This window comes from Sphingosinicella sp. SM1-17, assembly GCF_056821765.1.
Genome location: NZ_JBPDIO010000001.1, coordinates 2,900,241 through 2,921,063, shown reverse-complemented (window position 1 = coordinate 2,921,063; position 20,823 = coordinate 2,900,241). Strand labels below are relative to the sequence as shown.

The following is a 20,823-nucleotide window of genomic DNA, read 5'->3' as shown; positions in this document are numbered from 1 at the left end:
AGCGTCGAAACTTCCCAATGCTTCGTGAGCTCGCTCGGCCGACCTTCACGATTGGGCCGCTGCAATTGCAGGCGCCGCCAGCGGCGTCCGACAGGCTGAGCGGATGCTCCCGTTCGGGTTCGGCTTGAGGCCGGACAACGGAAAGGACTTTCCAAGCGAAGCGCTCTCGCACTACTCACCGGCGCCATGGACCTCACCGCTCTCGATATCGTCGTCGTCGTTCTCGTCGGGGCGGGCCTCGTCTTCGGATTGCTGCGCGGCTTCGTCGCTGAGATCCTCTCGCTTTTCGCCTGGATCCTCGGGATCGTCGCGTTGAGCTGGTTTCACGCGCCGGTTGTTGAGATGCTCCGCGGGCCGGTCGGCAGCGGTGCCTGGCTTGCGGCCTTCGTGCTGGTCTTCGGCTCGGTGTTCCTGGTGGGCAAGCTCGCTTCGCATCGTCTCGGGGGCAGGGTTCGCAAGTCCGTCGTCGGGCCGATCGACCGGCTGCTCGGCGCCGGTTTCGGAGCGTTGAAGGGCCTGATCGGAGCGACGCTGCTCTATCTGGCGATCAACTTCGTCTACGACATGCTGTGGGGGCGAGCCGTGGCTCGACCCGACTGGATGGCTGAGGCGCGGACGTATCCGTTGCTCCATGCCAGTGGGGAGGCGATCGCCGACCTCGTCGAGTCCCGGCGAAGCAGCTCGAATCCCGGCGATCGGACTCGAGCCGACGAGCCATGACCCAGATCCGCCTTTACGACACGATGGCGCGGGAGAAGCGAGTCTTCGAGCCCGCCGATCCCCAGCGGGTCACCATCTACGTCTGCGGTCCCACCGTCTACAATCGCGCCCATATCGGCAATGCACGTCCGGCGGTGGTGTTCGACGTCCTCGCCCGGCTGCTCCGCCGCGTCTATGGCGAAGATCGCGTCGTCTATGCCCGCAACGTCACGGACGTGGACGACAAAATCATCGATGCTGCCAGGAGCGAAGGGGTCGATCCGGAACTGATCACCCGTCGGTACGAGAATTTCTACCTTGAGGACATGGGCGCCCTTGGCGTCCAGCCACCGAATGTGGCTCCCCATGCCACGCATCATATCGCCGAGATGATTGCGATGATCGGTCGCCTCATCGAGACCGGCCATGCTTACGAGGCGGACGGTCACGTCCTGTTCCATGTACCCAGCGACCCCAATTATGGCGCTCTCGGCCGTCGCGACCGCGAGGCGATGATCGCGGGAGCCCGGGTCGATGTCGCATCCTACAAGAAGGATCCGGCCGACTTCGTGCTCTGGAAGCCTTCGCCGGATCAGGTGATCGGGTGGAACTCGCCCTGGGGCCGGGGCCGTCCAGGTTGGCATATCGAATGCTCGGCGATGATCGAAAAGCATCTCGGACGGACCATCGATATCCATGGGGGTGGACTGGACCTCATCTTCCCGCATCATGAGAACGAGATCGCCCAGAGCCGCTGCGCCCATGATGGCGCTCCGCTCGCCCGCTACTGGATGCATAACGGGTTTCTCTCCATGGCGGGCGGCGAGAAGATGTCGAAGAGCCTCGGCAATGTCGTGACGGTCGCCGAGTTGCTCGAACAGGGACACAAGGGCGAGGTGCTTCGCCTCGCGCTGCTGTCCGCCCATTATCGCCAGCCGCTTGAATGGTCGCCGCAGCTTGTCGCCCAGAGCAAGGCGACTCTCGACCGTCTCTATAGACAGGCGGGCGAATCAGAGCCCGGCGAATGCGATCCCGAAGTCCTGCAGGCGCTCGCCGACGATCTCAACACGCCGCTCGCACTGTCGCGCCTGTCGCGGATCGAGGATCCCGCCACACTTCGCGCCAGCGCGCGCTTGCTCGGGCTGCTCGGCACCGACGGGAGCGAGTGGTTCCAGGGCGGCGGCGACCAACGAATCGACGGTCTGGTTCTTGCCCGAACCGAGGCGAAGAAGCGGCGCGATTTCGCGGAAGCGGACCGGATCCGGGCGGAGCTCGCGGCGGAGGGGATCGTCCTTGAAGATGGTCCGCAAGGGACGACGTGGCGCAGAGCCTGAGCCGGACCTATATGCCCGCCGTGGCGACCATTCTCTACAATCGCGACATCCTCAGGCTTGCCGCCTCGATACCGCACCAGCGGCGGCTCGAGAGTCCGCAGGCGAGTGTTGAGAAGACGTCGCCCGTGTGCGGCAGCCGGGTGATCGTCGACGTCAATCTGGACCAGCAAGGGCGGGTCGTCGCGATCGGACAGGAGGTGCGGGCCTGCGCTCTTGGGCAGGCGTCCGCATCCTTGCTGGGAGCGACGGCGATCGGGCGCACTCCGGCTGAGCTGAGCGAGGCGCGAGATCGTCTTGCGGATTTCCTCGCTGGAAGACGGAATGACCCCGGCACCTGGCCGGGGCTCGCCTTGTTCGGCGAAGCGCGCCGATATGCCGCCCGGCACGCATCGATTCTGCTGGCCTTCGAGGCCGCGGCCGAAGCGGCCGCGAGGGCGAGCGTCACGGCCTCCCGGCCAAAGGCGCCCTGATGGAACAGGAAGCCGCCGCGACGACCGCCCTAGTCCTTCGCGACGGCGTCATCATGCTCGGCGCGGCCATGCTGTTCGTGATGCTCTTCCGCCGCTTCGGCCTCGGCGCGGTGCTGGGCTACCTGGTGGCGGGTGCGCTGATCGGCCCCAGCGGGCTTGGGCTGATTCAGGCTGCGGAGAGCATGTTGCACATCGCCGATCTCGGGATCGTGCTTCTGCTTTTCCTGGTGGGGCTCGAGCTCAATCCCAAGCGGCTCTGGCGACTTAAGCACGACATTTTCGGGCTCGGCTTCCTTCAGGTCGCGCTGAGCGGGATGGCGATCACCGGTCTCGTCTATGCGGCAACCGGCTTCAGTTTCGCGGCCGCACTCGCGATCGGCCTCCCTCTCGCTTTGTCTTCGACAGCGCAGGTGCTTCCAAGCCTGCGCGCCGATGGTTCGATCAACACTCGCCCGGGGGAGCGCGCCTTTTCGATCCTCCTTTTTCAGGATCTTTCGATCGTTCCGCTCCTCACCATTACCGCAGCGCTGTCACGAGCTCCCGCCGATCCGCTCGCTCCACCCGGTTGGCAGTTGGGGCTCTATACCGTCGCGGCGATCGCCGGGCTTGTTCTCGCCGGACGTTTTCTGATCAATCCGCTGTTTCGGCTGGTTGGGCGGATCAGCGAGCGCGAATTGTTCGTGGTCGCTGGACTGTTCATCGTTCTCGCCAGCGCAGCAGTGATGGAAACTCTCCACCTGTCGACAGCGCTTGGCGCCTTTGTCGCTGGTGTGATGCTGGCCGATTCGCCCTATCGGCACGAACTCGAAGCCGACATCGACCCCTTTCGGTCGATCCTCCTGGGACTGTTCTTCGTCGCGGTCGGGATGATGCTCGATCTTGGCGCCATTGCGGAGCGGCCGATGTTCGTGATCGGTATGGCGATCGGCCTCATCGCTCTGAAGGCGGCCGTGCTGTTCGGGATCGCTCGTGCGTTCGGCATGGAAACCCGCCCTGCGTTGAAATTGGGCCTTCTTCTTAGCCAGGGAGGAGAGTTCGGCTTCGTCCTCTTTGCCGCCGCGCAGCAGGCTGTCCTGATCGAGCCGGAGGCAGCGAGCCTGTTCAGTGCGATCGTGACGATTTCCATGGCTTCAACGCCGTTTCTGATGATGTTCAACGACTGGCTCGATCGCCGATCGACCCGTGGCGGCGGGGCTGGCCTGGACGGACCGGAAAAATCGGGGCCGTCGGCGGCGATCGTCGTGGGCTATGGTCGCTTCGGCCAGACGGTCGCGCAGATGTTGATGGCCAAGGGCGTACCGGTAACGCTGATCGATTCGAAGCCGAGCCAGATCGAACTCTCCGGCAGCTTCGGGATGAAGGTCTATTATGGCGACGGCACCCGGATCGATCTTCTTCGTCTCGCCGGCGCGGCGGAAGCCAAGGCGATCCTGTTCTGCCTGGATGGACAGGTGCCTGCGCGCAGGCTCGAACCGATTCTCGAAACCTTTCCACAAGCGGCTGTTTTCGTTCGCGCCTTCGATCGTCGCCATTGGCTCGACCTGCGCTCGCTCGATCTCAAGTGCGTGGTCCGGGAGGTCTTCGAGTCGGCGGTGACGATGGGGCGTGAAGCCCTGGCGCTCTTTTGCTTCGACCAGCAGGAAGTCGATCGGGTCGAACAGGAGTACCGGCGCCGCGATCAGGAGCGGCTTGATATTCAGGCAAGCTCCGGCGACCTGCATGCACTCAAGGACCGCATGTTCACGCCGGAGAATCGGTTAGCCGATCGAGAGCCCGGCTGACTGACGCTGGAGAAGCCGGCTGTTCGGGCGCGATTCGATCTTTGATAAGAAAGTGCACGACACCGAAGGGCTTGAAATCATAGTGTTCCCGCTGCTTGGCAAGCAACTTGGCACTCAGCGCGGAGGATGTCTGCCCAGCCCGCTCGAATCCGCTTCACTCCTGAACTCGCTGCCGCTCCAGAAGAGCTATGATTTGATCCACGACCTGATCCGGTGTTGCCGAGTCGCTTCGAACGCTGAAGTGCGCTTGGCGATAAAGCGGCAATCGCTGATCAGCGATTCGCGAGAGCTCCATTCTGCCGTTGCCGGTCTTCAGTAGCGGGCGTTGATCGCCCTCGCAGACTCGCTGGGCCAGGGTTTCGATCTCGGCTCGAATCCAGACGGCGAGACAGCGCTCGAGGATCAGCCTGCGGCTTACCTTATCGATCAGGGCACCGCCTCCTGTGGCGATCACGGCCTGAGCGCTGGTCAGACGTTCGATCGCTTGCCGCTCCAATTCCCGGAAGCGGCTCTCGCCATCCACTTCGAAGATCTCGGCAACGCTCAGACCCGAACTCCGCACGATTTCTTCGTCGCTGTCGGCAAACGGCAGCTGGAGGCGCTCGGCCAGACGGCGGCCGACGGTCGACTTGCCAGCGCCCATCATGCCGACGAGCGCAATTGGTCGGCCGACCCGAAATCCCCTCACTGCCATGAAGCGGGGGCTATACATCCTGAGCTTCGCTGGGGCAAAAGGCCCGTCATGCCCAGGCCCAGATATGATTTCGGTCCCCAGCGCCGTCGCCGATCCCCACTGCCGATCATCCTGATTGCGCTGGTCGTGCTTTTGATCGGTTTTCTGATCTATCTTTCGACGGTCGACACCGAAGTCCCGACGACGAGGATCGAGCAGGACGTCACGAATGAAGTCCTGGCCCAGTAAGGCCCTGCTCCTGGCCGGGGTCGCGGCCCTGCTCGTCGCGATCCCGGCTTCCAGCCAGGAGAGGGAGTCGCCCGAATCGCTGCTGCCGCCGGGCTTCGGCGATCCTCAGTCTCTACCGCCGGCGGAACCGCCGCCGGATCAGCCGCCAGCCGCTCCGGCGCCGGCTCCACCACCGGCGCCGCCCGCTGGACCCGCTGCGACTGCCGTCGACGATGCCGCGAGCGAAGACCTCGAGGCGCTGGAGCCGCCGCGTCCAACCAACTATTTCTCAATCCCGGAGGGAGCGGCACGCCCCTTCGATGTCATCGGACCACTGCAGCCTGGCAATTTCGGCCTGCCCGTCAACGCCTTCGGCAATTCCAATGGAGTGTTGCTGGCTTCGCTGATGCGGCGCCTGGACGCGCCGCTGCCGTCGCGCTGGACTTCCATTCTCCTGCGCCGCGCTTTGCTTTCGCGGGTCCAGGCGCCTGCCGGCCTGCATCCGGTCGATTGGGTCGCCGAACGCGCCGACCTGCTCCTGAAAATGGGCGAAGCGGATGCGGCGCGAATTCTTGTCCAGTCGGTAGACCGGGAGTTCTACACGCCGAGGATGATCGAGGTCGCGGCTCAGACGGCGCTGGCGACCGCTGACCCGGCGGCGCTCTGCCCGATCGTCGGCCCGGCACGCGAGCGATCCGACGAACCAGTATGGGCGCTGGCCGAAGCCATGTGCGCTGCACTCGAGGGCGAACCCGCCCGAGCCTCGGCGCTGGCCGATGAGGCGCGACGTCAGGCAGGAACGCCGATCGACGTGCTTCTCGCGGAGAAGGTGATCGGAGCTGCCGCCGAGACTCGCCGAGCCGCTCAGATCGACTGGGAAAACGTCACCGAGATCAATCCTTGGCGGTTCGGCCTCGCCAGTGCCACGGGAGTCGAAATCCCTGCACCTTTGATGGTCCGAGCGGGGCCTCGACTGCAGGCCTGGCAGGCCCGGGCGCCGATGCTGCCGCTGGAGCAGCGCCTTGCCGCGGCAGCCGTCGCCGCTCGACTTGGGGTATTCTCCTCGAACGCTTTGGTCGAGATCTACAGCTTGATGCTGGATCAGACGGATCCGTCCGAAGCGAGCGGCACGGTCGGTGCCCGGCTCCGCACGGCCTGGGTGCACCGCGACCCCTCCGAGCGCGTCGAGACGATGCGAACCTTATGGGACGAGGCGGAAGGCGATCGTTATGCTCGCCTGATCCTCACCGCTGGAGCAGCGGCACGGATCCCGCCTTCCGAAGATCATTCCGGCAACATCGGCAGTCTGATTGCCTCCATGCTTGCCGCGGGATATGACCGGCAGGCTCTTCGCTGGGCGCCTGTCGTGGAGGGAAGCGGCGACCAATGGTCATGGGCGCTGCTGGCCGTGTCGTCGCCCCAAGGGGAAATCGATGTCGCCGCGAGCCGAGTCGAAGATTTTGTCGGCGAGGACGGCAGCAGCGATGGTCGAAGGGCACAGTTCCTGATCGCTGCGCTCGCCGGACTGGGACGACTGTCCCCGGAAGACGCATCACGGCTGGCTTCTCGAGCCGGGGTCGATCTTGGCAGAAGCGATGGCTGGACCATGGCGATCGACCGGGCGGCGCAGGCGAGGCAGCCGGGAACGGTGGCGCTTCTCGCTGCGATCGGGATGCAGACCTCCGATTGGCGGGGGGTTCCGCCGGCCTATCTGTTCAGGATCATCCGAGCCCTGCGAGCGGTAGGCCTCGAATATGAGGCCCGGATGATCGCGGCCGAGGCGCTGACTCGGCTGTGACCCCAGCTGAGGACCGGCGGCTCATCGCGGCCTTCCTCGAGATGATGGCGGCCGAAGCCGGAGCGGCACGCAACACCCTGCTGGCCTATAGCCGGGATCTTTCCGGCGCGTCCGAGCTGTTGGACGGCCGTCTGGCTCAAGCGAAGGTCGATGAGCTTCATCGGCTGTCGGAGCATTGGCTGCCGTTGAAGCGCGCTACCTTGGCTCGAAAAGCCGCGGCGCTTCGCCGCTTCTTCGGCTTTCTTCGCGACGAGGGGATCCGGGACGACGATCCTACGGGTGCGCTTCCGCGGCCGGGTTCCGAGCGATCGCTGCCAAAGGTTCTGGACCATTCGGCGCTCGATGCGCTGTTCCGAGAGATCGACCGCCGCAAGGCGGGGGGCGGAACGGCTCCACTGCGTCTCGCGGCTCTGGTCGAACTGCTCTACGGCTCGGGACTTCGAGCGAGCGAGCTGGTTTCCCTCCCGCGCAACGCCATCTCTCCCGATAAACCCTTTCTGATCCTGAAGGGCAAAGGCGGCCGCGACCGATTGGTCCCGCTTTCGGACCGCGCGCGCGGCGCGGTGGCCGAATATCTGAAGCAGGTGCCGCTCGACTCCGCTTGGCTTTTCCCGTCCGGTAAGAAGCACCTCAGCCGGGTCCGACTATATCAGCTCATCAAGGAGCTTGCAGCGGATGCCGGAATACCGCCGGACCGGATCAGCCCGCATGTCCTTCGCCATGCTTTCGCCACCCACCTCCTTGAGGGCGGTGCGGATCTCAGGGCCGTTCAGATGCTGTTGGGTCATGCCGATATCGCCACGACGCAGATCTACACCCACGTCGATTCGCGTCGCTTGATCGAGCTCGTCAACAGCCGACACCCGCTTGCCGAACGCGGCCGCGTTGACGCGCGGCGGAAGCCAGCCTAACCCGCCGCGCCGATGCCCACTTTTCTCGATTTCGAAAAACCGATCGCCGAACTTGAGGCGAAGATCGCCGAGCTTCGCGAAACGGCGTCGGCTGGCGAGCTCAATATCGAGGCCGAGGTCAGGCGGCTCGAAGAACGTTCGGAGCGTCTGCTTCGGGAAACCTACGCCCGGTTGACGCCCTGGCAGAAGGCGCAGGTGGCACGTCATCCGGAGCGCCCTCATTTCAAGGACTATGTCGCAGCGCTGGTCGAGGATTTCGTGCCTTTGGCCGGCGATCGGAATTTCGGCGAAGACCAGGCGATTGTCGGTGGTCTTGGCAAGCTGCGGGGACGGAAGGTCGTCCTCATCGGCCACGAGAAGGGCGACGACACGGCGAGCCGGCTGAAGCACAATTTCGGAATGGCCAGGCCGGAAGGGTATCGCAAGGCGATCCGATTGATGGAGCTCGCCGACCGCTTCGGACTTCCCGTGGTCACGCTGGTCGATACAGCGGGTGCGTTCCCGGGCGTTCAGGCCGAGGAGCGCGGTCAGGCGGAGGCGATTGCCCGGTCGACCGAACAGTGCCTGTCACTGGGCGTGCCCTTGGTGGCGGCCATTGTCGGCGAGGGAGGATCCGGCGGCGCGATCGCCATTGCTGCGGCCAATCGCGTCCTGATGCTGGAACATAGCGTTTATTCGGTCATATCGCCGGAGGGCTGCGCCTCCATCCTCTGGCGAACGGCGGAAAAGGCTGCGGATGCGGCCGAGGCCATGCGGATCACCGCCGCCGATCTTCAGCAGCTGGGGATCATCGAGCGCGTCGTGCCGGAGCCGGTGGGCGGCGCTCATCGCGACCGAACCGCCGCGATCGAGACGCTTGGAACCGCAATCGCCGAGGAGATCGACTCCCTTTCCGCTCTCTCTCCGGCCGAGCTTCGTTCCCAGCGTCGCCAGAAGTACCTGACGATAGGTTAGGAACCTCGCCCCCGTAACGGTGTTCACTCACGCGGCGTCGTTTCGCCCGTGTGAGGAGTAGCCAGCCCATGAAATCGAAACTGCTTATCGCGCTCGCCGCTTCGCTTGCGACGGCGGGGTGCGCAACTTCAGGCCTTTCCGGGAGCGGTGAGCAGCGCACCATCTCCCAGCAGTCCGCGCAGCAGGCGGCACAGCAGCATCCGCAGATCCTCCAGGAATTCGGCGGCGAAATGGGGGGATCCATCAGTGCCTATGTCAATGATCTCGGTCGACGGGTTGCCGCTCAGTCTCGACTGCAGGGGGCGGGCACGGGCATCTACACCTTCACCACGCTCAACTCGCCGGTCGCCAACGCTTTCGCCGTTCCTGGCGGCCGAATCTATATCACGCGCCAGTTGCTCGCGCTCATGAACAGCGAGGAAGAGCTCGCCTTCGTGCTCGGACACGAAGCGGGACATATCGCAGCCGATCATTCGGCGGAGCGCCAGAACCGAAGCCTCTTCTCGCAGCTCGGAGCGCTGCTGGTGGGCGTCGTCACCGGATCGGGGCAGATCGCACAGGCCGTCGGCGGGATCGCGCAGCAATTCGTCCTTTCCTATTCGCGGAGCCAGGAATTCGAGGCTGACGATCTCGGCATTCGCTACATGGCCGGGGCGGGTTTCGATCCGCTCGCCTCTACGGGCATTCTCGCGACGCTGGGCGCCTATGGCGACATGCAGGCGCGCTTTTCCGGCCAGCAGGAAGATCAGCGCGCCGTGCCGAGCTGGGCTCGAACTCACCCCACGAGCATCGATCGCGTGAGGCGGGCGCAGCAGCAGGCGCAGGCGACCGGAAGGGCGGGGCAGGGCGCCGTCAATCGTGACCGGTTCCTGTCGCTGATTGACGGCATGATCTTCGACGACGATCCGGCGCAAGGCGTCGTTGACGGCAACGATTTCCGGCACCCCGACCTCCGCTTCGCCTTCACGGCGCCCCAGGGTTACGGGATCCAGAACGGCACCCGTGCCGTCGCCATCCTAGGGCAGGGGGGACAAGCGCAATTCTCGACCGCGCAATATTCCGGTGACCTCGACGCCTTCATCGGACAGGTGTTCCGGGCCGTCGGCGGTCAGACGCAGATACCCTATTCGCGGCCGCAGCGCACCACCATCAACGGAATTCCGGCCGCCATCTCGACGGCCCGAGTCCAAAGTCAGAACTCGGTCGCGGACGTGAGTGTCGTCGCCTACGAATTCTCGCCCAGCCAGGCCTTCTACTTCCTCACGGTAGCTCCCGGCGGCAGCGGTGTGGGTCCCTTCGGCGCGATGATCCAGTCGGTGCGGCGACTGTCCGCTCAGGAAGCGGCGGCGATCCGTCCGCGAGTGATCGACGTGGTCACGGTCGGGCGCGGCGATACGGTGCAAGGCTTGGCTCAGCGTATGGCCTATTCCAACTATCAGGTGGAGCGGTTCCGAATCCTGAACGGTCTGGCGGCCGGAGACACGCTGCAGCCCGGACAACGGGTCAAGCTTGTGGTCTGGGGCCAGCGTCGCTGAAGATCGGGAGGCAAAAGAAAAGGGCGGCGGAACTCACGTTCCGCCGCCCGTCTTCTAGCCGAGCTCTTCTTGAATTAGCTCTTCATCTTCGTCGAAACGGTGTTGAAGGTATTGCTGAGCTGGGTACCAAGACCCTGCATGGCAGTGATGGCGGCGACGGCGATGAGGGCGGCGATCAGGCCGTACTCGATGGCGGTGGCGCCCTTCTTGTCCTTGAAAATCTTGCGAATGAACATTCCCGGTCTCCTTGTATCCAGTTCCACTTCCCACGTTTCGGAAGCCCACACTTCCTTGCCGCCCTGTCGATCGATCGGGGTCAGCTAGCTTGCGCTTCTAAGAGGCGGAGGTTTCCAAACATTTAATTCCGGTCAATTGCTACGAACCTCGTTCGACACGTGGTTCCACATATCGATGGTGGCGCCGGCGAAACGACTGACGCCAGCTACCATGGCGAGGAAGATCATCGCCAGGATCAGGCCGTATTCCACTGCGGTCGCGCCGCGCTGATCCTTGAATAATTCGAAGAAACGCCGCATCGCCCGTCCCCGATCTGGCATCACTGCCGATCTCCACGGGAAATAGGCTGAGGTCCTTAACGGATTCCTACCGGAGGAGCCCGAGTTGAAAAAAAATCCGACAATGACCGTGGTGGCGGCCGCTCTCATGGATGCCCGTGGCAGGATCCTGGTTCAGCAACGGGCACCCGGCCGAGCCATGGCGGGGATGTGGGAATTTCCGGGCGGAAAGGTGGAGGAAGGCGAAACGCCCGAAGCGGCGCTGGTCCGCGAACTGGGGGAAGAATTGGGGATCGAAGTTCGAGCCGAGAGTCTCGAGGCGACCTGCTTCGCCAGCGCCTTCGTGGGCGACACTCATATGACCTTGCTCTTGTATATCTGTCGCGACTGGCGGGGCGAGCCGCGACCGCTCGACGCCAGCGACCTGCAATGGGTGACATTGGAGCGCATGCGCGACCTGGCGATGCCACCGGCAGACCGACCATTGATCAGATTGCTTGAAAGGCTGACGGTGGGTAGCGCCGGCTAGCCTTTTCGCCCAAGCGCGTCGGCCAGCGAAGCCGTCGCGCTGCCACGCCGAGCGGGTTTCGGTTGATCGGGTGAGGGCGCCCATCCGCTTACATGAATGATTTCGAACCGTTCGGCCGTTTTTCCGTCCGCATCCGCTCGATCGGCGAAGTCCGCCATGGCTGCCGCAAGACCCAGGCGACCGAAGGGCCGTTTCGATCGCTCGACGAGCATGTTGGTGGCGCCCATCGCTCGCAGGTCCGAAACCAGGCTTGGCAGCGACGAAAAGCGCACGGCGATGGTCTCGCAATCGACGACCGGCAGGGCGAAGCCGGCACGGGTCAGCAAGTCACCGGCGGCCCTGACGTCGATCTGCGGATGAATTCGCGGGGAGGCTGGGGAGCCTTCGGCCTCCTCGGCGGCGCGGATCGCGCTCCGCAGTCGCGGGAGACTCCCGGCGCCGGCAAAGGCTCCCAGAAAGAGCCCGTCCGGCTTTAGCACCCTTCGCGCCAGCGCAAGGGCGCCGGGGAGGTCGTTCACCGTGTCCAGGACGCCCACGGACACCACGAGGTCGAAGGATGCATCGGCAATCGGCAGTCGATCCTCGTCGCACTGGACGCCGAGTCGTGCGAAGTCGCGGCCGCTGTCGACGGAAACGACCTCCAGACCTCGCTCGATCAGTCGCTCCGTCAGATGACCCCAAGCGCATCCGAGATCGAGTGCCAGCCGGAACTCGCGAGACACGATGTCGAGCCGCTCGAGCAGCTCGTCTGCAACCCTGCGATGGAGATAGTCCGCGGTTGATCCGGCCGCTGCCGCGCGGTCGCGGCGGGCGCGGCGAAGTTGTCGATCGAAAGGACGATCCTCCATTTCGCGGCGCTACCGCAAAGTCGGGTGCTGCGCCAAGCTTCTGTCCGAAGACGGACAGGATTGTCCGATTTCGGACGCCTCTTCGGCCAGCATCCCTGTGGCAAGTGCTGGCACGGCTCTTGCTGCCGTTCGTGAATGCCGACTTACTCCACGCTTGGCTCGATGAACGCTTCTCGATACAAGCTGAAACCAATTAGTGTATTGCGTAAGTAAGACAGCTGTGCGAGTACGAAGAGCGATGACGGAACATAATTTCGAACATATGCGCCACGCGATGGTGGCCAGCCAGTTGCGAACCACCGGGGTCAACGATCCCCGGGTCGTGGCCGCAATGCGTGAGGTCCCGCGCGAGCGCTTTGTTCCGCGCGACAAGATCGCTTTGGCCTATGCCGATGCTCTGGTCCCGATCGGCCATGGACGACAGCTCAACTCTCCCATGGCCCTTGGCCGGATGCTGACCGAAGCGCATCTTCGCGGTCCTGAGCGGGCGCTCGTGATCGGCGCCGCCACCGGCTATGCGGCAGCCGTCCTCGCGCGCCTCGTCGAATCGGTGGTCGCAGTCGAGGAAGTTGGGGAGCTTGCGGATTTCGCACGCATCGCTCTCGCGGGAACCGGAGTCGAACTGGTGACCGGGCCTCTCGTCCAGGGCCACAAGCCTGGAGCGCCTTACGACTTCATCCTGATCGACGGAGCCGTGGAATATGTGCCGCAGGCGATCGTTGACCAGATCGCCGACGGCGGCGAGTTCGCCCTGGCGTTGCTCGAGGACGGTGTATCCCGACTCTGCGTCGGTAGGGTGGTGTCCGGTGCATTCGGTACGACCGCCTTCGCGGATTCGGCGGCGGCGGTGATTCCCGGCTTCGAGAAGCCGCGGACCTTCAGTTTCTGACGAACGGAGTGAGAGCGTGATGCGGGGAGGGTTGCTGGCGGCGGTCGGGATGGCCGCCTTGGCGGTGGCGGGGACGGCCGCTGCCCAGACGGACACGCTGGGCGAGGCCTTGGCCAAGACCTACGAAACCAATCCCACCATCATGGCGCAGCGGGCGAATCTTCGAGCCACTGACGAGAATGTGGCGATCGCCCGATCCCAGGGCCGACCGAGTGTCTCGGGAACGACCGGATTCGAGCAGGACGTCGTCACCACGAATCTCGGGGACAATGGCCGAGGGGTGATTTTGTCGGGAGAAATTGGCGTTCCCATATGGCAGGGCGGTCGGGTGCGGAACGCCGTCAGGGCAGCAAATACGAGAGTGGAGGCCGGCCGGGCCGATCTTCGCGCGACCGAAGGTGACATCTTCACCGAGGCGGTGTCCGCCTACATGGATGTCATTCGCGATCGCTCCATCGTTGCACTGAACGAAAATCAGGTTCGCGTGCTGGAAACCAACCTGCAGGCGACGCGCGATCGGTTCGAGGTCGGCGACCTGACCCGGACCGACGTGGCTCAGTCCGAAGCCCGACTTGCGCTGGCACGGAGCAATCTTGCCATTGCCGAGGGCCGGCTGGAGACCAGCGAAGAGAATTTCCTGAGGATCATCGGCGACGTGCCGTCTCCAGACCTGCAGCCGCCGCCGCCATTGCCGCGCCTCCCCGCAACGGCCGCTGAGGCCGTCGAGATCGCGCTTGCCAACAATGCCGATCTGCAGTCGATCGCGGCCCAGGCCCGAGCCGCGGGTTTCGATGTCGCTGCGGCGCGATCGGAGCGGCTGCCCACCATTTCCGGAGTCAGCACCTCTCGCTACACCAATGCGCTGGGATCGAACGATCAGCCGGTCGGGGTCTCCCCCAATTCGACGACAAGCGTCGGAATCGGTCTCTCCGCACGGATCCCGCTCTACCAAGGGGGACTCGCCAGTGCCCGGGTGCGTCAATCGCAGGCGGTTCGAACCCGCTTGCTCGAACAGGCCATTGGAGTCGAACGGCTGGTGGTGGCCAATGCCCGTTCCGCCTACGCCAACTATCAGGCGGCACAGGAGGCGATCGAATCCAACACGATCGCCGTCGCTGCCAACGAGCTCGCGCTGGAAGGCACCCGTGCCGAGCAGACGGTGGGGACCCGCAATGTCCTTGATGTCCTCAATGCCGAGCAGGAGCTGCTGAACAGCCAGGTGGCGCTCGTGACGGCTCGACGCGACGCCTATGTCGCGGGATTCCAGCTGCTCAACGTCATGGGCTATGCCGAGGCCGAAGATCTCAATCTCGAAAATGGCCCGCTCCACGATCCTGCCGAATATCACAACCGCTATTCGAACAGCTGGTCCGACTGGAATGACGGTCCCGCCGCACAGCCGAATTCGACCCGAACCGCTGATCCTGCCCTGTCCAGCCCAGTGGATCAGGTTCGGCCGGGAAGCCGCAGCGACGGCGGCATCCTGGCGCCGTCAAATCAACCGGTGACACAGCCCGATCAATGAGCGATAAGGCCCTCAATATGGGCGACATTCAGCAGGATCCGTCGATGGAGGAGATACTCGCGTCCATCAAGCGAGTCATCGCCGAAGACGGCCGTTCCGGCCAAACCGGCGCTCGCTCCCGTCGCAGCGTCCCCTTCGAGGCGACTCCTCCAAAGGAGGAGGACGTGCTCGAACTGGACGATCCCGTATCGGAGGACGGTTTGCTGTCCACCGATGCGGCGGCCGCGAGTCGCGAAAGGCTCGCAGCTCTCTCGGCGCTTCGGCAGCGGGCGGAAACGACTTCGGAGAGCGGTGGCGCTCTGGAGGCGGTCGTTCGCGATATGCTGCGGCCGATGCTGAAGCAGTGGCTCGACGAGCATCTCCCGGAAATCGTCGAACAGCTCGTGACTCGAGAGATTGCGCGGATCACAGGCCGCAATCTATGAAATCGGAACGGCTCCGGTTTTCCTTTCAGGGCTCGCCTGCTAGTCACCAGAGTCATGAAGATGCTGTTCGCCGCGAGCCTTGCTGCGCTCGCTCTCGCTTCGGCTTCCGCCGCGATTGCTCGCCCGATCACGGCCGCCGACGTCGCTTCCATGCGCAGGCTGGGGTCGCCAACCGTCTCTCCTGACGGGCGCTGGGCCGTTTATCAGCTCAGCGAAACCGATCTCGACGCGAATCGCCGTCGAACCGATCTCTGGCTGCTCGATCTCGGCGGCCGCAATGCGCAACCGGTTCGGATCGGCTCGTCGCCTGAGCATAACGAGCATGATCCTCGCTTCTCCGCGGACGGGCGATACCTCTACTATCTGAGCGGCGCTTCAGGGTCCGAGCAATTGTGGCGGGTTGCGCTTCCGGACGGCGTTCCCGAGCAGGTGACTCGATTCGCCACGGATATTTCCGGCTACTCGCTGGCACCGAGCGGTGATCGCATCGCAATCTGGGCCGACCGCGACATGGCCTGTGCCGACATCAACTGCCTGAACGTTCCGCCACCTGCGGCCGGTCGCGGCAGTGGCCGGGTCTATGACGAGATTTTCGTTCGCCATTGGGATTTCTGGGTCGAGCCAGGGGTCCGGTCGCGGATCTTCACGCTCCCTCTGGTCGATGGCGTTCCGCAGGGCGCCGGAACGCCGGTCGCCCCCAATCTGACCGGCGATTCGCCTTCCAAGCCCTTCGGGGGCGCGGAGGAGATTGCCTGGAGCCCGGATGGGCGAACGCTCTATTTCACCCTGCGTGAAGGCGGGCCGGGCGAGCCTCTCTCGACCAATCTCGACATCTTCGCCGTGCCGGCGGACGGCAGCAGCTCGCCAGTGAACCTGACGGCTGGGAATCGGGCGACGGACACGCTCCCGGCCGTTTCCCCGGACGGGCGCTGGCTTGCTTATGCGGCGATGGCTCGGCCAGGCTATGAGGCTGACCGTCTGGTCGTTCAGCTCCGCAATCTCCGCACCGGAGAGGTGAGGGCGCTGACCGCGGACTGGGACCGCTCGGTGGGTTCGATCGCGTGGGCACCGGACGGGCGAAGCCTTTATGTGACCGCTGGAGAGGTGCTGGACACGCCGCTGTTCCGGGTCGACGTGGGCACCGGGCGTGTAACCCGCCTCACCGGAAGCGGAACCGCTGGCAACGTAAGCCCGCTTCCCGACGGAACGGTCGTTCATACTCTGAACAGCCTGAGCGCTCCCGACGATCTTTATCGCGTCGATCGTCGCGGCCGCTCGACCCGGTTGACTGCCGTGAATGCCGACCGGCTCGCCGATCTCGATCCGATCGAGGTGGAGCGTTTCAGCTTCGCCGGCGCGGGGGGCGACCGCGTCTGGGGCCAAATCGTCAAGCCGGCGGACGCCAGCGGTCGCCTGCCCGTGGCCTACCTCATCCATGGCGGGCCACAGGGTTCCTTCGGCAACTCCTGGTCCTACCGCTGGAACCCTTGGCTGTTCGCGAGCCCCGGCTATGCGGCGGTCACGGTCGATTTCCACGGCTCCACCGGATATGGGCAGGCCTTCACCGACGCGATCAACCGGGACTGGGGCGGGGCACCTTTGCAAGATCTTCGGCTGGGTCTCGCCGCCGCTGGTCGTGAGGATCCACAGATCGACATGGCCAATGCCTGCGCTCTCGGCGGCTCCTATGGCGGCTATATGGTCAACTGGATCGCCGGTCAGTGGCCGGACGGCTTCAAATGCCTCGTCAGCCATGCCGGCGTGTTCGATCTTCGCGCCATGGCCTATGAAACCGAGGAGCTGTGGTTCACCGAGTGGGAGTTTGGCGGCCCATATTTCGACACCGCGGCGGCGCAGGTGATGGAGCGCAACAATCCGGTCCTGTTCGTCGATCGCTGGCAGACGCCGATGCTCGTCATTCATGGCGAGCGCGACTTCCGAATCCCGTACAGCCAGTCGCTCGCCGCCTTCAACGCGCTCCAGCGGCGCGACATACCGTCTCGACTTCTCATCTACCCCGACGAAAATCACTGGATACTGAAGCCCCAGAACAGCATCCAATGGTATCGCGAAGTCCATGGCTGGCTCGACCGCTGGCTCAGGGGGGCTGGCGGAGACGCGCCGCGCCGCTAAGAGCGGCGGAATGAGCGAGTTGCCGAAGACCTTCGACCCGGCCGCAATCGAAGCGCGCTGGTACCAGCATTGGGAGGAGAAGGGTCTCTTCCGCCCTGAGCGGCGCGAAGCCGAGCCCTGGACGATCGTGATCCCGCCGCCCAACGTGACCGGCTCACTTCATATCGGTCACGCACTGGATATCACGCTTCAGGACATTCTGACGCGCCACGCCCGCTTGCAGGGCAAGGATGCGCTCTGGGTCGTCGGCACCGACCATGCGGGAATCGCAACCCAGATGGTGGTCGAGCGGACGATCGCTGGACAGGGCCTCACTCGTCAGGAGCTTGGGCGCGAGAAGTTTCTCGACATCGTGTGGGACTGGAAAGCCCAGTCCGGCGGTGCGATCACTCGCCAGCTTCGCCGGCTCGGCGCGTCGTGCGACTGGTCGAACGAGCGGTTCACGATGGATCCGGGTTTTTCCGCCGCAGTCACCAGGGTCTTCTTCCAGCTCTATCGCGACGGGCTGCTCTACCGCGACAAGAGGCTGGTCAACTGGGACCCGAGATTCCAGACCGCCATCTCCGATCTCGAAGTCGAGACGAAAGAGGTCCAGGGCCAATTCTGGCATCTGCGCTATCCGCTCGAAGATGGCAGTAGCTTCATCCAGGTGGCGACCACGCGTCCCGAAACCATGCTGGCCGACATGGCCGTTGCGGTCCATCCCGACGACGAGCGTTATCGGGAACTGGTCGGCCGAAAGGTTCGCCTCCCCATCACCGGACGTCTGGTCCCGGTCATTGCGGACGAACATGCCGATCCGGAGCTTGGCTCGGGCGCGGTCAAGATTACGCCCGGGCACGATTTCAACGATTTCGAGGTCGGCCGCCGGGCAGGTATCAGGGCTGTGGACATGCTCAACATGTTCGACGCCGAGGCTCGTGTCGTCCAGACGGCAGACGGCCTCATCCCGAAGGAGCTCCTCGGCCTCGATCGGTTCGAAGCGCGCAAGCGTGTGGTTGAAATTCTAAAGGACGGCGGCTTTCTCGAACGAGTCGAGGACCGAGTCATTCAGTTGCCCTATGGCGATCGCTCCGGAGTCGTGATCGAGCCCTGGCTTACCGACCAATGGTATGTCGATGCAGCCGAGCTTGCGAAGCGGCCGATCGAGGCCGTGCGCAGCGGCGACATCAAGGTCGTTCCCAAGACGTGGGAAAAAACCTGGTTCAACTGGCTCGAGAATATCCAGCCCTGGTGCGTCTCGCGTCAGCTCTGGTGGGGCCATCAGATACCTGCCTGGTACGACGATCAGGGCAAGGTCTATGTCGCTGAAAGCGAGGCCGAAGCTCAGGCACAGGCCGGGGAGGGGGCTGTTCTTCGCCGCGACCCTGATGTGCTCGACACCTGGTTCTCGTCGGCTCTTTGGCCGTTCGCAACGCTCGGCTGGCCGGAGCAGACCGAAGCCTTGCGGCGTCATTACCCGAACGACGTGCTGATTTCCGGGTTTGACATCATCTTCTTCTGGGATGCCCGGATGGCGATGCAGGGCTTCCACTTCATGGGGGAGAAGCCCTGGAAGACGCTCTATCTCCATGGCCTGGTCCGCGACGCCAAGGGCCAGAAGATGTCGAAGTCGAAGGGCAATACGGTGGATCCGCTGCTGCTCGTCGACAAATATGGCGCCGACGCGCTGCGTTTCACTCTCGCCGCGATGGAAAGCCAGGGCCGGGACATCAAGCTCGACGAGAAGCGAGTCGAAGGCTATCGCAACTTTGCGACCAAGCTCTGGAACGCCGCGCGTTTCTGCCAGAGCAACGGAATTGGCGCTTCGGCGACGATCGATCCGCCTCGGGCCGAACTGCCGGTCAACCGCTGGATCATCGGCGAGACAGTCAAGACGATCCAGTCGCTCGATCTCGCCCTGGCGGAGCTTCGTTACGACGAGAGCGCCAACAGCCTCTACCACTTCGTCTGGGACACGTTCTGCGACTGGTATCTGGAACTCATCAAGGGCCAGATCGACGGTGAGACCAAGGCGGTCGCCGGCTGGGTGCTCGATCAGATATTGGTCCTACTTCACCCTTTCATGCCCTTCGTCACGGAGGAGCTCTGGAACGCGATGGGGGATCGCCCCTATCCGCTGATCCTGGCGAAATGGCCGGTCCCGGATGCCCGCGCGCTTGATCCGCAGGCCGGTCCCGAAATCGACTGGCTGATCAAGGTGATCAGCGGGATCCGCGCCGCCCGTGCCGACTTGAACGTGCCTCCGGCCGCCAAGCTGGCGCTCCATGTCCGTGAATCCTCAGAGGAGACGGAAGCGCGGCTTGCTCGCAACCAGCCCGCGATCCAGCGCCTCGCACGCATCGACTCGCTCAGCCACGAGCCGTTCGAGGGAGGGGCCGCACAGGTCGTGGTCGACGAGGCCACCTTCATCCTTCCGTTGGAGGGAGTCATCGATATCGGCGCCGAGCGTTCCCGGCTGACCAGGGCAGCGGAAGCGGCGGAGAAGGAGCGCGACGCGCTTGCCGCTCGGCTGTCGAACCCGAGCTTCATGGAGCGAGCGAAGCCCGACGCCGTGGAGAAGGCCCGAGCCGATCATGCGGAGAAATCGGCTCAGGCGGAGAAATATCGGGCGGCTCTCGACCGGCTGGGCTGACTAGCTCGCACTCGGCGAATCGGCGGGCACGACGACCTCGATCGCCCTTTCGGCCACTTCGACCACAGCAGGAGTCTTCGCCAGGACCTCGCCGTCGATGGAGATTCGCTGGCGCGGTCTGGCGTCGATCCGGAGCCGGCGGGCATGAAACTCCACTGCGGCGGCATCGCGCGCCGGCAGCTTCCAATAGCGCGCGAACCAGTCCCAGATGAGCCGCAGGCTAGACCGCCCGGTCACGGCCTGAACCACGATCTCCCCGCTCGCGACGTCCGCCTGCTCGATCAGCTCGACTCCGCCATGGAAGGTTCCGTTGGCGATGCGAACCTCGCTGACCCAGAGTTTGCGGATCTCCTTGCCGTCGTCGACCGTGAGGCGGAAGGGGCGGAACCGGATCAGGCAGTAGACCGCCCAAATAAGGTAGCCGACCCGACCGAGATAGCGCTTCAATCTGTGCGGCACGCCTTCACCGATCATCGGCGACAAGCCCATGGCGGCGCAATTGGCGAAATAATCGCCATTGACCTTGCCCAGATCGATACGTCGCCGCTTGCCGGTGGCGATCACCTCGATGGCGCGGTCCAGGTCGAGCGGGATTCCGAGGGTTCGCGCGAAGCTGTTCGCTGTCCCGAGCGGAAGCAGCGCAAAGACGACCTCCTGGTCGACCACCTCGTCGACGGTACAGGAGAGAGAGCCGTCGCCACCGCCGACGATCACCATCGGAGCGCCGCTGCGAACCGCCTTCTTCATGGTCGAAATGAGATTCCGGGGATTGCGAACGGGATAGACGGCGGTGAGCTCGATATTGGCCTGGCGAAGCTTTTTGACAGCCTCGTCGAGCTGTTCGCGCCCCCGTCTCGAATGGGCGTTGACCACGAGTACCGCGGTTCGGGGGACGGGCTTGCTCTCTGTCACGAGGAGCCAAACTCGCAAGAGCGGCGGAA

Annotated in this window: 20 protein-coding genes; 15 read left to right on the top strand and 5 right to left on the bottom strand. The window is 64.3% G+C overall.

From position 1 onward, the window contains the following. The first annotated feature begins 186 nt into the window (after positions 1-186). The 4 genes from ACRYLT_RS14610 to ACRYLT_RS14595 are packed head-to-tail and all read left to right on the top strand — an operon-like array spanning position 187 to position 4,284. Complete coding sequence (locus ACRYLT_RS14610; protein ID WP_482664813.1) at positions 187-720, top strand: CvpA family protein; 534 nt, start codon at positions 187-189, stop codon at positions 718-720. Next, entirely contained in the window at positions 717-2,033 is a 1,317-nt protein-coding gene (gene cysS / locus ACRYLT_RS14605; RefSeq protein WP_482664812.1) for a cysteine--tRNA ligase, read from the top strand. Before ACRYLT_RS14610 ends, cysS begins: the two co-directional genes overlap by 4 nt. An 11-nt stretch (positions 2,034-2,044) precedes the next feature. Next, the gene (locus ACRYLT_RS14600; RefSeq protein WP_482665459.1) at positions 2,045-2,503 is read left to right on the top strand and encodes an iron-sulfur cluster assembly scaffold protein; all 459 of its coding nucleotides are present in this window, start codon (positions 2,045-2,047) and stop codon (positions 2,501-2,503) included. After that, complete coding sequence (locus tag ACRYLT_RS14595) at positions 2,503-4,284, top strand: monovalent cation:proton antiporter-2 (CPA2) family protein (protein WP_482664811.1); 1,782 nt, start codon at positions 2,503-2,505, stop codon at positions 4,282-4,284. Before ACRYLT_RS14600 ends, ACRYLT_RS14595 begins: the two co-directional genes overlap by 1 nt. A 154-nt stretch (positions 4,285-4,438) precedes the next feature. Here the strand turns inward: ACRYLT_RS14595 and ACRYLT_RS14590 are convergent, their stop codons facing one another. Continuing rightward, positions 4,439-4,927: a shikimate kinase gene (locus ACRYLT_RS14590; protein WP_482665458.1), complete on the bottom strand. Its 489-nt coding sequence runs from the start codon at positions 4,925-4,927 to the stop codon at positions 4,439-4,441. 99 nt (positions 4,928-5,026) lie between these two features. On the opposite strand from ACRYLT_RS14590, the gene ACRYLT_RS14585 reads away from it, so the two are divergent. The 5 genes from ACRYLT_RS14585 (at position 5,027) to ACRYLT_RS14565 (ending at position 10,383) form a co-directional block, all read left to right on the top strand. Next, positions 5,027-5,206, top strand: a complete 180-nt coding sequence (locus ACRYLT_RS14585) for a hypothetical protein (RefSeq protein ID WP_482664810.1) — start codon at positions 5,027-5,029, stop codon at positions 5,204-5,206. Further along, complete coding sequence (locus tag ACRYLT_RS14580) at positions 5,187-6,983, top strand: hypothetical protein (RefSeq protein ID WP_482664809.1); 1,797 nt, start codon at positions 5,187-5,189, stop codon at positions 6,981-6,983. The genes ACRYLT_RS14585 and ACRYLT_RS14580 overlap by 20 nt, the downstream gene beginning before the upstream one ends. Continuing rightward, the gene (locus ACRYLT_RS14575) at positions 6,980-7,894 is read left to right on the top strand and encodes a tyrosine recombinase (protein ID WP_482664808.1); all 915 of its coding nucleotides are present in this window, start codon (positions 6,980-6,982) and stop codon (positions 7,892-7,894) included. Before ACRYLT_RS14580 ends, ACRYLT_RS14575 begins: the two co-directional genes overlap by 4 nt. Before the next feature lie 12 nt (positions 7,895-7,906). Further along, positions 7,907-8,848, top strand: coding sequence for an acetyl-CoA carboxylase carboxyltransferase subunit alpha (locus tag ACRYLT_RS14570; RefSeq protein ID WP_482664807.1), 942 nt, complete (start codon positions 7,907-7,909; stop codon positions 8,846-8,848). A gap of 68 nt (positions 8,849-8,916) precedes the next feature. Then, positions 8,917-10,383 carry a M48 family metalloprotease gene (locus tag ACRYLT_RS14565; RefSeq protein WP_482664806.1) on the top strand — a complete coding sequence of 489 codons (1,467 nt, stop codon included), beginning with the start codon at positions 8,917-8,919 and terminating at the stop codon, positions 10,381-10,383. Between the two features lie 74 nt (positions 10,384-10,457). Here the strand turns inward: ACRYLT_RS14565 and ACRYLT_RS14560 are convergent, their stop codons facing one another. Together ACRYLT_RS14560 and ACRYLT_RS14555 are read right to left on the bottom strand one after the other, a co-directional pair. Continuing rightward, entirely contained in the window at positions 10,458-10,619 is a 162-nt protein-coding gene (locus tag ACRYLT_RS14560; RefSeq protein WP_482664805.1) for a Flp family type IVb pilin, read from the bottom strand. 132 nt (positions 10,620-10,751) lie between these two features. After that, positions 10,752-10,919, bottom strand: a complete 168-nt coding sequence (locus ACRYLT_RS14555) for a Flp family type IVb pilin (RefSeq protein WP_482664804.1) — start codon at positions 10,917-10,919, stop codon at positions 10,752-10,754. A 103-nt stretch (positions 10,920-11,022) separates the two neighbouring features. Between ACRYLT_RS14555 and ACRYLT_RS14550 the strand changes: the two genes are divergently transcribed. After that, positions 11,023-11,427: a (deoxy)nucleoside triphosphate pyrophosphohydrolase gene (locus ACRYLT_RS14550; RefSeq protein WP_482665457.1), complete on the top strand. Its 405-nt coding sequence runs from the start codon at positions 11,023-11,025 to the stop codon at positions 11,425-11,427. Here the strand turns inward: ACRYLT_RS14550 and ACRYLT_RS14545 are convergent. After that, the gene (locus ACRYLT_RS14545; protein ID WP_482664803.1) at positions 11,424-12,275 is read right to left on the bottom strand and encodes a methyltransferase domain-containing protein; all 852 of its coding nucleotides are present in this window, start codon (positions 12,273-12,275) and stop codon (positions 11,424-11,426) included. The genes ACRYLT_RS14550 and ACRYLT_RS14545 overlap by 4 nt on opposite strands. Positions 12,276-12,513: 238 nt before the next feature. Between ACRYLT_RS14545 and ACRYLT_RS14540 the strand changes: the two genes are divergently transcribed. From ACRYLT_RS14540 to ACRYLT_RS14520, 5 genes are read left to right on the top strand one after another with little or no spacing between them, the layout of a single operon-like run. Beyond that, entirely contained in the window at positions 12,514-13,164 is a 651-nt protein-coding gene (locus tag ACRYLT_RS14540; protein WP_482664802.1) for a protein-L-isoaspartate O-methyltransferase family protein, read from the top strand. A gap of 19 nt (positions 13,165-13,183) precedes the next feature. After that, positions 13,184-14,689, top strand: coding sequence for a TolC family outer membrane protein (locus ACRYLT_RS14535; RefSeq protein ID WP_482664801.1), 1,506 nt, complete (start codon positions 13,184-13,186; stop codon positions 14,687-14,689). After that, positions 14,686-15,114 carry a DUF2497 domain-containing protein gene (locus tag ACRYLT_RS14530; RefSeq protein ID WP_482664800.1) on the top strand — a complete coding sequence of 143 codons (429 nt, stop codon included), beginning with the start codon at positions 14,686-14,688 and terminating at the stop codon, positions 15,112-15,114. The genes ACRYLT_RS14535 and ACRYLT_RS14530 overlap by 4 nt, the downstream gene beginning before the upstream one ends. A gap of 54 nt (positions 15,115-15,168) precedes the next feature. After that, a complete protein-coding gene (locus ACRYLT_RS14525) occupies positions 15,169-17,247 on the top strand; it encodes a S9 family peptidase (protein WP_482664799.1) in 2,079 nt (692 codons plus the stop codon). 10 nt (positions 17,248-17,257) lie between these two features. Next, on the top strand, positions 17,258-19,882 hold the full coding sequence (locus tag ACRYLT_RS14520; protein WP_482664798.1) for a valine--tRNA ligase: 2,625 nt from the start codon (positions 17,258-17,260) through the stop codon (positions 19,880-19,882). Here the strand turns inward: ACRYLT_RS14520 and ACRYLT_RS14515 are convergent, their stop codons facing one another. Further along, on the bottom strand, positions 19,883-20,794 hold the full coding sequence (locus ACRYLT_RS14515) for a diacylglycerol/lipid kinase family protein (RefSeq protein ID WP_482664797.1): 912 nt from the start codon (positions 20,792-20,794) through the stop codon (positions 19,883-19,885). Positions 20,795-20,823 lie beyond the last annotated feature (29 nt).